Origin of the sequence: Flavobacterium sp. GT3P67 (genome assembly GCF_004349155.1) — a bacterium.
Lineage (GTDB): Bacteria > Bacteroidota > Bacteroidia > Flavobacteriales > Flavobacteriaceae > Flavobacterium > Flavobacterium ranwuense.
The window spans coordinates 147016-160799 of record NZ_SMLF01000003.1 but is presented as its reverse complement, the minus strand read 5'-3'; the positions used below and the strand labels follow the sequence as shown (position 1 = coordinate 160799).

At 32.6% G+C, this 13784-nt stretch carries 18 protein-coding genes; all 18 read left to right on the top strand.

Annotated elements, in window-relative coordinates; translation table 11 throughout:
• Positions 1–9: 9 nt before the first annotated feature.
• Entirely contained in the window at positions 10–750 is a 741-nt protein-coding gene (locus tag E0H99_RS07125) for a hypothetical protein (RefSeq protein WP_131993039.1), read from the top strand.
• 51 nt (positions 751–801) lie between these two features.
• Positions 802–1671, top strand: coding sequence for a DUF4373 domain-containing protein (locus tag E0H99_RS07120; protein WP_131993036.1), 870 nt, complete (start codon positions 802–804; stop codon positions 1669–1671).
• A complete protein-coding gene (locus E0H99_RS17190; RefSeq protein ID WP_165930269.1) occupies positions 1646–2383 on the top strand; it encodes a hypothetical protein in 738 nt (245 codons plus the stop codon). Before E0H99_RS07120 ends, E0H99_RS17190 begins: the two co-directional genes overlap by 26 nt.
• Positions 2380–2580 carry a hypothetical protein gene (locus E0H99_RS07115; RefSeq protein ID WP_131993033.1) on the top strand — a complete coding sequence of 67 codons (201 nt, stop codon included), beginning with the start codon at positions 2380–2382 and terminating at the stop codon, positions 2578–2580. Before E0H99_RS17190 ends, E0H99_RS07115 begins: the two co-directional genes overlap by 4 nt.
• Positions 2581–2582: 2 nt before the next feature.
• Positions 2583–2777 carry a hypothetical protein gene (locus E0H99_RS07110; RefSeq protein WP_131993030.1) on the top strand — a complete coding sequence of 65 codons (195 nt, stop codon included), beginning with the start codon at positions 2583–2585 and terminating at the stop codon, positions 2775–2777.
• A gap of 24 nt (positions 2778–2801) precedes the next feature.
• Entirely contained in the window at positions 2802–5339 is a 2538-nt protein-coding gene (locus E0H99_RS07105) for a DNA methyltransferase (RefSeq protein ID WP_131993027.1), read from the top strand.
• Positions 5339–6955 carry a DNA cytosine methyltransferase gene (locus E0H99_RS07100; protein WP_131993024.1) on the top strand — a complete coding sequence of 539 codons (1617 nt, stop codon included), beginning with the start codon at positions 5339–5341 and terminating at the stop codon, positions 6953–6955. Before E0H99_RS07105 ends, E0H99_RS07100 begins: the two co-directional genes overlap by 1 nt.
• Positions 6952–7317 (top strand): hypothetical protein, encoded by a 366-nt coding sequence (locus tag E0H99_RS07095; protein ID WP_131993020.1) that lies wholly within the window; start codon positions 6952–6954, stop codon positions 7315–7317. Before E0H99_RS07100 ends, E0H99_RS07095 begins: the two co-directional genes overlap by 4 nt.
• A 1-nt stretch (position 7318) precedes the next feature.
• Positions 7319–7555 carry a hypothetical protein gene (locus E0H99_RS07090; protein ID WP_131993018.1) on the top strand — a complete coding sequence of 79 codons (237 nt, stop codon included), beginning with the start codon at positions 7319–7321 and terminating at the stop codon, positions 7553–7555.
• Positions 7556–7557: 2 nt separating this feature from the next.
• Positions 7558–7947, top strand: a complete 390-nt coding sequence (locus E0H99_RS07085) for a hypothetical protein (RefSeq protein ID WP_131993015.1) — start codon at positions 7558–7560, stop codon at positions 7945–7947.
• Positions 7944–8603 carry an ASCH domain-containing protein gene (locus E0H99_RS07080; RefSeq protein ID WP_131993012.1) on the top strand — a complete coding sequence of 220 codons (660 nt, stop codon included), beginning with the start codon at positions 7944–7946 and terminating at the stop codon, positions 8601–8603. Before E0H99_RS07085 ends, E0H99_RS07080 begins: the two co-directional genes overlap by 4 nt.
• A gap of 168 nt (positions 8604–8771) precedes the next feature.
• Entirely contained in the window at positions 8772–9170 is a 399-nt protein-coding gene (locus E0H99_RS07075) for a transcriptional repressor (protein ID WP_131993009.1), read from the top strand.
• A 10-nt stretch (positions 9171–9180) separates the two neighbouring features.
• Positions 9181–9480, top strand: coding sequence for a hypothetical protein (locus E0H99_RS17185; protein ID WP_165930268.1), 300 nt, complete (start codon positions 9181–9183; stop codon positions 9478–9480).
• A gap of 22 nt (positions 9481–9502) precedes the next feature.
• Positions 9503–10045, top strand: coding sequence for a terminase small subunit (locus E0H99_RS07065; RefSeq protein WP_131993003.1), 543 nt, complete (start codon positions 9503–9505; stop codon positions 10043–10045).
• A 60-nt stretch (positions 10046–10105) separates the two neighbouring features.
• Positions 10106–11542 (top strand): phage terminase large subunit, encoded by a 1437-nt coding sequence (locus E0H99_RS07060; protein ID WP_131993000.1) that lies wholly within the window; start codon positions 10106–10108, stop codon positions 11540–11542.
• A gap of 10 nt (positions 11543–11552) precedes the next feature.
• Positions 11553–11744, top strand: coding sequence for a hypothetical protein (locus tag E0H99_RS07055; RefSeq protein WP_165930267.1), 192 nt, complete (start codon positions 11553–11555; stop codon positions 11742–11744).
• A gap of 98 nt (positions 11745–11842) precedes the next feature.
• Complete coding sequence (locus tag E0H99_RS07050) at positions 11843–13474, top strand: hypothetical protein (RefSeq protein ID WP_131992994.1); 1632 nt, start codon at positions 11843–11845, stop codon at positions 13472–13474.
• On the top strand, positions 13452–13775 hold the full coding sequence (locus tag E0H99_RS07045) for a hypothetical protein (RefSeq protein WP_131992991.1): 324 nt from the start codon (positions 13452–13454) through the stop codon (positions 13773–13775). The genes E0H99_RS07050 and E0H99_RS07045 overlap by 23 nt, the downstream gene beginning before the upstream one ends.
• The last annotated feature ends 9 nt before the right edge of the window (positions 13776–13784 follow it).

Below are 13784 nucleotides of genomic sequence, written 5' to 3'. Positions count from 1 at the left end.
TAACTAAAAATGGAAATAGTAAAAAAATTAGGAACAAAATTTAATGAAATAGTAATAAGAACTTCTGTACTTGAAGAAATGAAAGGCAACTATACTGCTGAAAGGCTTTTAAGGACGTGGGAAGAAGATTTTGTAGATGAAGATACTGGTAACGTAGTAACGATCCAGAGAAATGAAATTCTTTTTGATAGAGGTGTATTAATGGATAATGATGTGCTTTCACAAATCAACTTTTATCTCCAAAGTGGAGATATTAAAGATGTTTTAGCCAGTAACCAAAAAAGAACAGGCATTGCTGTTAAAAATTCAGCATCTGTTTATTGTGTTACTATTCTTCAAGGAACTAAAAAAAGAAATTATTATTTATATGCAAATTCAGTTGATTTAGCTCTAAATATAATTACTGACTTTCTTGAGCAAAAAATAGAAGGATCATTTTCTTTTACTTCTGTTAAAGAAATGGGATTTAGTAACTTAATTCCTTTAGAAGATGATGATTTAGACAAAGATTTCTATAAAATAGAAGTTGAGATTGCTTATGAAGAAGATGATCCGTTTAAGCAAGTTTATATTTTGCAAGCAAATGATGCTGAAGAAGCAAAAGAAATAATTATCAAGTTCATTTCATTAAAAATGAAAGAAGAAAAAAGAGAAAAGCCTTTTGAAACAACCATAGTTTCAGCTAGAACAGTTCCATGTAACAACATTATTGACTACCAATTTGCCAAAGAGTATTTCGATAATGATTAAAGACCTCAAATCATCGGTTTAATCCGAGTAATAGAAACAAAGTAATAATTTATGGCTAGACCTAAAAAAGAAAATGCGGAATACTTTTCTCATGATTCAAGTATGAGGAATGATCCTAAAATAAAAGCTTTAAGAAGAAGGTTTTCAATTGGTTATTCGGTTTACAATATGTTCCTGGAGTACTTGACTGATTGTAGTTTTTTTGAATTTGAAATGAATGATTTGCAATATGAGATTTTAGCTGGTGACTTTGACATTGAAACTGAAACTTTAATTCAGATTTTGGATTACTGTGTTAAAATAGGGTTGTTACAAAATCAAGGAAATGTCTTTTTTTCAAATGGATTAAAGAAAAGATTGCAATCAGTTTTAGATAAGAGAAACAACGCAAAAGATAAGTTTCTGAATAAGAAAATACTTGAAATAGCAAGTTTTCAATCTAAAACTGATGTTTCTGTCACAGAAACGACACAAAGTAAAGTAAAGGAAAGTAAAGTAAAGGAAAGTAAAGTTCTTTTAAGAAAAGAACCAAAAGCAGCGATTGTTGATGTTTTAAAAATAGAGTATCCATTTTTCACAGAAAACTTCAAAACACAATGGCAGTTATGGAAAGTCTATAAATCTAAAGAATTTAATTTCAAATACAAATCAATTCAAAGTGAGCAGGCTTCACTTACAGAATTGTCAAATCTTTCTAAAAAAAGCGAAAAAATAGCTATTGAAATTATAAACCAGTCTATGGCGAAAGGATGGAAAGGATTCTTTGAATTAAAAAATAATACTCAAAATGGAAAACAATTTAATAATTCAGCAGGAACAAATTCAAATACAGGGTACAAGCCTGCCACAGTTGATAGAGAAAAGCTTATTCAAGAGCTTACCGATGATGTTGCAAATGGAAATATCCCAGGTCAATATTAATAATACACCCGCAGAAACGAGATTAAATCTTGCAGATGATGTGATGAGGTTGCTTCAAGTTCGTGAAAGAAATGCTGATATGTCGAAAGATTGGCTGTTGTTTATTTCTACTTCAAATTTCAAAATTACAGCTGGAGAAATTTATTTGGCTTTTAAAATGGCTTTGAGTCGAGAGATTTTAGATTCAAATGGAAAAGAAATTGATTTGTTCCCAGAACTAAGTAACAATACAACCGGCAAAGTCATTTCGGCATATTTAAAATCTAAGAACGAAAGTTTAATATACCAGAATGCCAAAGACAAACTAAAGTTGTTGAAAATGCCATCAAATGAAGTTTCGGAAATTGAAAAGGAAAAAATACGAGAGTATTTTATCAAATCAATCTTTGATGAAATTACTTCAAATGGGTTCAGTGCTGATGCACATCATTTGTTTTTTGATTTAGAAAACTCTGGAAAGCTAAAAATTTCAGTTGAAGAAAAGAAAAAACTTTACGATGAACAACTTAAAATTTATGTTCCAGCACAAAGGGAAGATATAAAATTAAGAGGTTCATTTTCGGCAAAACATTTACTAAAAGACTTTGATAAAAGATTGAATTCTGGAAAGCCATTGATTTATGTAGTCAATAAATGCAGAAGCATAGCAGTTTCTAATTACTTGAAAAATCATTTGGAAGATTTCGAGGTATTCAAAAAAGCATTGGAATGAAAGCTAAAATACGCCACATCGTAAATCAAAAACATGAATCAAGCAATGGAAGTTGTGGTACCTACTTCACTGATTTTTTAAAGGAGTTACAAATTCCATTAATTGAGTTTGAACAAATCATTTCCGAGATGTACAATAATGATGAGGTTCAAATCAGAGAAGCGATAAATGGATTAATGGTAATGAAAAAAGTTTAATCATGAATGAGCATCCGGATCAGATAATAATTGCTAAAGCAATTTCAAAAGAAAATACCTATTTCATTTTCAGGAACAATTCAGAAGAGGTAACGCTTTCAATAAATGATACTGGAATGATTAAATCAAATCATAAACTTACCCATTCTGAAATCCAGTTTTTAAGAGAAGAGTATCCTTTATTCTTCAATAAATAATCAAATTAAAATAAACGAGCAATAATGATTGACATAAAAAAACAATTTAAACCAGAGTATATTGACTTCTTAGAAAGCAAAATACTTGAGGTTAAAAATACAGGATTTGAGTATTCTGACTTTCATAAAAATACTTTTCCACATCAAAGAGATGTTTGCCAATGGGCATTGTTTGGAGGTAGAAGAGCTATCTTTTGTTCTTTCGGATTAGGGAAGACAGTTATCCAGTTAGAAATTGCAAGAGCTGTTATAGAGAAAACAGGAAAACCGTTTCTTATTGGCTTACCACTTGGAGTATTGGGAGAATTCAGAGATGATGCAAAAACAATTTTAGGATTAGAAGTTGATTATGTTTTGGATCAGGAAGATGTTGAAAACGCTCAAAGCTTTTATGATAAACCACAAATATTTTTATCAAACTATGACAGGATCCGTGAAGGTAAATTTGATACTTCTTATTTTGGAGGAGTTTCATTTGATGAAGGAGATGCGATCAGGAATTTGGAAACAAAAACATCGGACTACATTATCAATGAAATGTCAAAGATTGAATACCGTTTTATTGCTACAGCAACTCCAGCCCCAAATGAATATACTGAAATTCTTAACTATGCGCAATTTTTAGGAATATGTGACAGAGGTCAAGCACTTACAAGATTCTTTCAACGTGATAGCGTTAATGCTGGAAACCTTACACTTTACAAACACAAAGAAAAAGAGTTTTGGTTGTGGGTTCGTAGCTGGGCAATTTTCATTGAGTATCCATCTGACTTAGGATATAGCGATGAAGGATATAGACTTCCTGAATTAAAAGTGCATTACCATCAAATAAATTTGAATGATCGTTCTATCAAAAGTGATAGAGATGGTAATTATAAAATGTTTACAGATGCTTCGAAAAGCTTATCAGAAGCTGCAAAAGAAAAAAGAGAAAGTTTATTTGCTAGAGCTGAAAAGTCAGTTGAGATTGCAATGCAGCATCCGGATAAGCATTTTATTTTTTGGCACGATTTAGAAGATGAGAGAAAAGCACTTGAGTTGTTGCTACCAAAAGAAAAAACAAAATCAGTGTTTGGAACTCAGAAGCAAGAAATCAAAGAGCAATATCTCAACGAATTCAAACATGGACAATATCAATATTTGGCAACCAAGCCATCAATTGCCGGAGCTGGGTGTAACTTTCAAAAGTTTTGTTCGGATGCTGTATTTACAGGTATAGGATATAAGTTCAAAGATTTCATTCAGGCAATTCACAGGATATTGAGATTTAGACAATTCAATGAAGTGAATATCCATTTAGTATTTACAGATGCCGAACTTGAAATACTTAAAAAGCTAGAGCGTAAATGGTCCGACCATAAAAAGATGATTGCTGAAATGACAGCATTAATGATAAAGTACGGGCTTGACCATAGAACTCAAATAGCAGAATTGAAAAGAGCAATAAACATTGAACGCCAAGAATGGAAAGGTAAAGACGTAGCACTTGTGAATGATGACAATGTGAATGATGTCAAAACCATTGCCGATAATTCTGTAAAGATGATACTTACTTCTATTCCTTTTGGAAATCAATATGAGTATTGCGAAAGCTACAGAGATTTTGGACACAATGATAATAATGAAAAATTCTTTGAACAGATGGATTATTTAACTCCTGAACTTTTGAGAGTTTTAGAACCAGGTAGAATATGTGCAATTCATGTTAAAAATAGAATTCAGTTCAGTTATCAGAATGGAGTTGGTTTCACGTCATTAATTGATTTTAGAGGATTGACAACTGAGCATTTCGTTAAACATGGTTTTTACTTATTGGGAGAGCATTACATACCAACTGATGTCGTTAGAGAAAACAATCAAACATATCGCCTTGGATGGACTGAGAACTGTAAGGATGGTACCAAGATGGGAGCAGGATCTCCAGAGTATCTTTTGATATTCCGAAAAGCTCCAACGGACATATCAAATGCTTATGCAGATGATAGAGTTGTGAAAAGTAAATCAGAATACACACGTGGCAGATGGCAGCTAGACGCTCATTCGCTTTGGAAAACTTCAAATAATAGATTTCTTTCTTCTGAGGAGCTAAGAACATTAAACCTTTCACAAATCGGTAAACGTTGGAAGGAGTATTGTCAAAACAATCCGTATGACTTTGAAAAGCATGTTGAGTTATGCGAAACGCTCGATAGTATTAAAAAGCTTCCATCATCATTTATGGCCGTAAGCCCATGGACACATACGCAAAACGATTTTGTTTGGGATGACATCAATCGAATGAACACTTTAAATACTCAACAAGCGTCAAAAAGAAAGATGCTGCATGTTTGTCCACTTCAGTTCGATATCGTTGATAGAGCAATTGACAGATACTCAAACGAAGGAGATTTAATTTATGATCCGTTTGCAGGGATTGGAACTGTTCCACTTCGAGCAATAAAAAAAGGACGTAAAGGAAGAGGTAGCGAGCTTAATGATTTGTATTGGAAAGATTCAGTCGAGTATTGCAAAGCAGAAGAATACAAACAATCAGTACCAACTTTATTTGATTTAGCGATATAATGGAAGATACTATAAAAATTTACTGGATAGATCTATTTTGTGGAGCTGGAGGAACTTCAACCGGCATTCATTTTTCGTCTAGCAATACGGAGGTTTTGGCATGTGTAAATCATGATGCAAATGCGATTAAGTCTCATTTTGAGAATCACCCAAAAGCGCATCATTTCACGGAGGATATAAGAGATTTTGCAGTTGTGATAAAACTTAAAAAGTTAGTTGATGAAATTAGAGAACGAGAACCATTTGCAATAATTTCTATTTGGGCATCGCTTGAATGTACTAACTTTTCAAAAGCCAAAGGAGGTCAACCACGAGACGCTGATAGCAGAACATTAGCTGAACACATGTTTATGTATCTGATGAAACTGAATCCTGATTACTTCTGGGTTGAAAATGTACGTGAGTTTTTATCTTGGGGACCATTAGACGAAAAAGGAAAACCGGTTTCGAGAACTGAAGGTAAAGATTATATAAAATGGGTTGATGATGTAAAAGCGTTTGGATATAGGTTCGATAAAAAGATATTGAATTCTGCAAATTATGGAGCCTATCAGTCACGTGAAAGATTGTTTCTTCAGTTTGCTAAATCTGAATTTCCTATATCATGGCCAGAACAAACCCACACGAAAGACAAAATAGATAGTCCTTTGTTTCCAATGAAAAAATGGAAGCCAGTTAGAGAGGTTTTGGATTTACAAGATGAGGGTATCAGTATTTTTGAGAGAAAGAAAGAGCTTTCAGATAATACCCTGAAAAGGATTTATGCTGGACTTATCAAGTTTGTTGCTAATGGAGAAGATGTATTTACCAAACGTTATAACGGAGGTAAAATAAATCCACATCAAAAAGTAAATTCTATTGAAAGACCTATGGGAACTATTTGCACAAATGGAACTCATGCTTTGGTAAAATCTGTTTTCCTTAAAAAGTATTACTCTGGAAGACCTGAAGGCAAAGTTATAGGAGTTGATGGACCATGTGGAACTATCACAACGGTTGGAGGTCAAGCAATCGTTACGGCTTCTCACCTGAATACTTATTATGGAAATGGTGGAATTCATTCTTTAGATAAACCATCGCCAACTGTAACAACAAAAGATAGAATTGCAAAAGTAGATGTGAATTTTATAGATCAGCAATATACCAGTTCTGAGCCTATCGGATTAGATCAACCTTGCAATACGTTGACAACAGTTCCAAAATTCGCTTTGGTAAATGCTAAGAACTTCATTTTCAATCCTGCTTGGGGTGGAAATAATGGAAGCATTGATAATCCATGTTGTACGGTTGTGGCCAGACAAGATAAAGCTCCTTTGTATATTGTAAGTACTGAGATTGGACTTTTGCAAATTCCAGTTTATGAAGGAGATTCTGAAACTATGATTTTGATAAAAAGGTTCATGGTTAATTATAGTATCGTTGACATCAAAATGCGAATGCTAAACATTCCGGAATTGAAACAAATTCAAGGTTTCCCAAAAGATTATAAACTCATAGGCACCCAAACTGAACAAAAGAAATTCATCGGTAACGCAGTTGAGGTTAACCAGGCTAAAGCATTAGTTCAAAACAATTATAATTCATTGATTAATCATTTCCAAAAAATAGCAGTATGACCTTGAGCAAAGAACACGAAACAGGATATAACCTCATTGAGTTGAGAATCCTTTTACAAAGGTCAATTGAAATCCTAGATGATTTGAACCTACAAAGAAATCCACTAGGGAACAAATCTTTGAGTACCCATTTGAAGGGACTGTATGCTCCATTAGAAAAACAAACTAAAAGGTATAGCGATATGCATTCTGTTTCTCCAGATGGAACTGATCACTTTTATGATGTGGTAAAGAACAATAATCAGTTTATTATGAAACACCATTTACTAGATAAAGCTTTGATTTGTGGGTTCTTGATGGCACATGAGCATAATCCAAAAGCAGTAGAAGGGATTATTAATAAAACATTGAAAAAATTGTAATATGACTTTGGAGGATTTACAGCAAGAAGTAAAAGACATTGTTAATGATACCATAGGATCAATATTTTCTTTGAACACCAACGGTAAAGAATGGACAATCAATATTACAAAAGGCGCTACGATATTCAAAGGTAGCTTAGAAGAAGTTTTGAGCTGCTACATTGAAGAAATAACTTCTTATAGAGAACCAAGAACAGATTTTAAACATGTGACATCGCATAAAAAATACATTTATTAGCTATGACAAATCTTTTATCAAATACAGCATTCGGGAAATACCTAGAGACAATTGAAATTTCAAATAGTTGTTACCGAATGCTTAGAAAGAATTACGATTCTTTGATGGCGCAGAAGATAGAGGCTTGTATGTTTGTTCCATGCAAACTTGTTAAAGGTGTTTTGGTTATTTTGGAAAAGCCTAAATGCGATTGCAACACAGAATATGATAGGGAAGGTTGTCCTGATAAATGCTGGGAATATCTTAATGCAAAAAACCGTGTTTTATTTGAAGGTTATGACGGAACATTTAAGCAATTGCAATGCCTAATTACATTAGGGATAACTGTTGAATATATGGTAAAATACAACTTAACACTAACCCAAACCACTTTAAAACGAATAGGATTATGAAAGCACTATCAATAAAACAGCCGTATGCAAGCTTAATCGCTCATGGCATTAAAGACATAGAGAACCGAACATGGCAAACTCATTTTAGAGGCAGGATATTTATTCATGCTTCGGCTAAAAAAGTAATTGTTGATTTTACAACTGGACAAACAGCTATGATTTATGGAACTGATTTATTTCCAGATACCGGACATAATTTTGCACATGAAAAATTCCCAACTTCCGCAATCATTGGAGAAGTTGACATCATTGATTGTGTTCAGGATCATCCGAGTATTTGGGCTGAAAAGCATAACGACATTATGGGAGAATTTATTCATAAACCTATTTGGAACTGGGTTCTGGCTAATGCGGTTCTGTATGAGAAACCAATCTTAAAGGTAAAAGGGAAATTATCGTTTTGGTTTCCTGATACTGATATTATGGAATGTATTGGGTGCTCGCAAAAATTTGATTCTGAATTTATGGAAGAAGATGATGCTAATGAAAAGTATTGTCAGGAATGTTGGGAGGTACTTTCTCCGATTATGAAACAAGAAGCTAAAGAAATTGAAGAATCAGAATTTTGTGAATGTCCTAATCCTACACAATCATTGTTTCCAGATGGAAAATATAGATGCATTAATGAAGAGTGCTTCAAAATATGGTTTCATTAAAAACCCAGTAAAACCAAAACCTCAGTTAACTTACCCCACTTGCTGTAGACAAAACAATTTTAAAAGCTATTCCTAACCGAATGGCTTTTTTTGTTTTAATTAAGTAATATATTATCTTACTTAATTGTTATATTTGTAAATCAAAACGTAATAAATCAAAACCAATAAATGATCTGTGAAAGCTTAAAAATAGAACAGGGAAAAGTATTTGTTTATAACAAATCAACAAAACTTTTCGAAGAAACTTCAAATGCTGAATTGATTGGAAGTTTAATTTTGGAAAAGGCTGAAAACTCAAATCCGGATTTGATAAAAAAAGAATTCATTATGTTTTTGCAGAAAAACAATTTAAACCCAACAATTGAAAGAATAACGATTTTTGAAAAAATACAAAATGAAACTTTTGAGTTTACGATTAAGAAAATCCATGATAAAGTTTTAAAAGAGCTGCATATATCACTTAGAACAGTAAACAATACTTTTCACTTATTGAAAGATGCAGGAATAATCAAGATATCAAACAAGAAGATTTCTTCAAGAGTAAATTATTTTGAATTGGCGGGTTAGAAGATAAGCTATGAAAGAATTTCAAGGAACAAAAGGAAAGTGGGAGGTAAAACATTCTGAATCAAAAGAAGCTTTTAATGTGGTAGGCTCTTCTCTTGGTGAACATTATAAAATAGCTAGAATACCTTATCTAGTTACTGATACACTTATTGAAGTGAATAATCGTGAAAAAAAAGAAGCAGAATTAAATGCAATATTAATTGCAGCAGCTCCAGAACTACTAAAAGAATTAAAGTTACAGTTTGATAAAATGGACAAAGGCAGTGATAGTTACTTAAGAGTCGGTAAGTTGTTAGATAGAATACTATAATAAAGTAATACTTCATTTAAAAATGAAAGAAGATACATTTGAAAAATATTGTTTAGTAATCGATGAATGGTTTGTAAACGGCTTTAATGGAACTAAAGCTTATCAATCTGTATATCCAAATGCAAGTGATGAAAGCTCTGATTCATCATTTAGAGAGATGGTCGGAATTAGTCGGATTGAAGCCTATATAAAAGAAAAAAAGGACAAAGCTCAAGTGATTCTTCATACTTCACATGAAAAGCTATTAGAAGAGCTTAAAAATTGGGCATACTCTGATATTACAGAAACTTTAATGTTATCTCCGGAAGACGTAAAAACACTACCAGCCGAAATAAGAAGATTGATAACTAAATTCAAAACAACTTCTAAAAGTTATATGGTAGGAGATGTTTTGAATACTGAAACAGTTGTAGAGCTTTGGTTTGTTTCAAAAGAGAAGGCTATGGAAATGATTCATAAGCATACTGGATTCTATGAAGAACACAATCATCAAAAAAGCAATAAAATGTCTAAACAAGAAAGACAACTAAGACTTGCAGCATTAAAAAAGAAATTAGTAAAATAATATGTCTTCACCGTGTGTAGCAAGTTGACCCAACCCTTATAAACACTACAAAGTTAAAAAATGGATTTAAGTGATTCAGAGATATTAGAACTAGAAGAATTGTTATACGAAGAAAAGATAGATCTGTTAAATGATGGGCTTACTCTTTTCAATGACAAAACTAGTCCAAACTATCAATTACTTTACAATTCCATTAACTCACAAGAATGGGCGTTTGATGAAAACGGAAAGCTTAAACTTATTAGCGGTTATGCTGGTGCCGTTTTAGAAGGCAGTTCCAGAAGTACAAAAACATGGTCTGGAATTGATGTTATATTTTGGCTTGCAACTGTTAAACACCAAAAAGAAGGTTGTACCATAAACATTTACCGTGAAACCTATAACGAATTTAAAACTACTCTTTACGAAGATTTCCAACGCAGATTAGATGATTTTGGATTAGACAATCCTTTTCGTAGAGCAAAAGAGGTAAAATCATTTAGGATTGGAAACTCAAAAGTTAACTTTCTTGGAGATGGTAAATTCGGTGGAGGTTGCGACTATGCTTTTTTCAATGAGGTAATGTTCATCAATGAAGAAGTATTCAAGCAAGTTAAAATGCGTTGTCGCTTGTTTTGGTGGATGGATTTCAATCCGTGCTTTACAGATCATTGGGTTTTCGATAGTGTTATACCTCGTGAAGATGTTGCCTACATTCGAACTACTTTTTTAAACAATCCTTTTATATCTCCAAACGAGTTAAATGAAATCTTAGGTTATGAACCTTGGGAAACGGGAAGTTACCAAGTAGAAAACGACAATGTGTACTACAAAGGCGAGGTTGTTTCAGAGACGAACCAACCACCTATTAACGTCAAGAATGTTGAGCGTGGTACATCAAGTGAGTTCGACTGGAAGGTTTACGGATTAGGATTACGTGGAGCGATGAAAGGCGTTATTTTTAATCAACTTACCTGGATAGATGAGTTTCCGGACATGGCTTTTACTTATGGAAATGACTTTGGATTTACAGCAGATCCAAATGCCTTTGGAAAATATGCTGAAGATGATAAAAACATTTACTTAGAACTTTTGATTTATCAACCTATTGAAACTCCAGAAGAATTAGCAGAAACTTATCAATCTTTAGGAGTTCCTAGAAATGCTATAGTCGCTTGTGATAGTTCAGATAAATACACTGGAGAAAATAAAGGAACAGTTGAAATGGTGAAAGGATTAAACGAAAAAGGGTATCGAAATGCTTTTAAAATAAAAAAAACAAATTCAGTGATGTATTGGATTTTATCAATGAAGAAAAAGAAGATTCACGTTGTAAAAAATCATCTTTGGAAGCAAGTAAAAACCGAAAGGGAAAACTATACTTTTAAATCGGTTAATGGTATCCTAATTAATCAACCAATTGATAAATACAATCACTTTTGGGATATGGCTAGATATGGACACATATCGCACAATAGCAAAAAGAAACAACCTACTACAGCACCTAGAAACTCTTAAAATAATTTCCATGTATATTGACGTAAAACACAAAATAGGTTCAGTAGTTTATTTACTAACTGATGAAGATCAATTGAAAAGAGTAGTAACAGCTATAATAGTTCGTTCTGGAGGTTATTTAGCATACGAGCTATCTTGTGGTATGGATCGTTCAGCACATACTGAAATAGAAATAAGTAAACAAAAAGTATATAATACGTAAGCTCTTATTTTCCACTAAACCGCCTCATTTTCCAAAACATAAAACATCATAAGAATTAATTTTACATAATTCATAATCTGTAATTATTCTTAAAAAAAATGGTGTTATCTAAAGAAGATATTTTCAAAATTTTAGAGGAAAACCCAAACAAGAAATCAATAGCTGAAGCTATCAGAAAGCACGCACTATTGAACATGCACGTTAATGGTGTTGGAGTGAAAGAACACTTATCTTCTTTGAAGGATTATGAAACAAAACTACAGACTGAAGTTGGTCAAAAAATAGTTGAAAGCAATAAAGGAATATTCAATTCTTTACTTCATCCAATAAATAAAGTCTTTTCTGCCAAAGGAGGTTCTAAAAGATATGATCTGCCAACTTACCTATCAGAGCAATTTAAAAATAAACTTTCGGACGTTGCTCATGGTGTTTCACTTAGAAAATGGCTAGAAAAGAAAGTTTTCAATAAATACATAACTGATCCTAATGGATTGATATTTATTGAAGTTTCAAACAATGAAGCAAAACCGACATTTAAAAGTATCACTTCGATTTACGACTACAAAACAGTAGGTCAAAAAGTCGAGTATGTAGTTTTCAATCCAATTAAAATTGATGATACTGATAAGCTTTATTATCGTGTTGTCGATGATTCTTTTGATTACTGGATTGAATCAAGCAAAAAAGGGGATAAATCTTCTTTCAATATTGATAAAGAAAAAACATTTCCGGTTCATTTCAAGAGTTGTCCGGCTTATATCGTTTCAGATATTTTTGACGATGTATGTGACATTAAAGCATCTTTTATTGATGCCACACTTGAAAAGGCGAATAGTTTTTTATATGATAATGCTGTAAATACGAAACATAAACTTTTGTTTGGATTTGCTAAGTATTGGGAGTATGGACGTGATTGTGTTCCGTGTGATGGCGATGGAGTTATTCTAAATAAAGATACCGATGTTCAAGAACAATGTTGGAGTTGTGGCGGTTCTGGACGTAGACCATTTGGAGATGTAACAGATAAGCTAATCTTAGACCTTCCAAAAGATAAAGATGATGTTGTTCTAAATAAATATTCTGGTTTCGATTCTCCAGACTTGGAGATTTGGAAGCAATACAAAGAAGACTTGAAAGATCACGAAAAGGACATCTTCAAAACTCTTTGGAATATCAATTTTATAACTGAACAAACAACCAAGACAGCAACTCAAACTGTAATGGAAGTTCAACCTATTAATGATAAGCTGCATTCGGTTTCTGATTGCTTTGAAAAATTGGAAGCATTTGTAACCGATAGTTTAGGCTTTTTCTACTATGAAAATGCTTATAAAGGTTCGTTTATCAACTATGGCCGTAGGTACTTAATTGAAAGTCCTGATGTAATTTGGGAAAAACTAACCAAGGCTAAAACAGACAAAATGCCTGCTGTTTTCTTGATGAACTTGACAAAGGAATATATCCAATCACTTTACGCTAATAACGATGTAGAATGTTCGATTTACCTTAAAATATTAGGAGTTGAACCTTTCTTATTTATGACAATTGAAGAAGTCATTGCATTAGGTGTTAGCGACGATGACAAGAAGTTAAAGATATATTTTCAAGATTGGTTTCAAACCAAAAGTGAAACTGAACTTTTATTAAATACAAGAGAATTATTACTAACCGACTTACGAAATTTTGTAAGTCAAAAAACTTTTAAAAATGAAACACCAATTGTACAATGAATTGAACGGTAAAGGCGAAGTTATACGTCAGGTTTCAATCACAGAAGAATTAGCCGAAACATTAAACGGTCAATCAGAATCTTCTGGACTTAGTTATGAATTAGCTGGAGAAAGCGCAAAAGACAAACCTGCTTCTATAAAAATTGGAGAATTGGAATTTGAAAAGAAAGAAGTAATTGAAGCGTTGCTATTAGTTGATGTAAAATTAACGGGTAACACAGGAATTGCAAAAACACAAGAAACCTATGATGCTTTGAGTGATGAAAATAAAGTAATCGTTCAAGAAGAATTGAACAAATAAAACCAATCC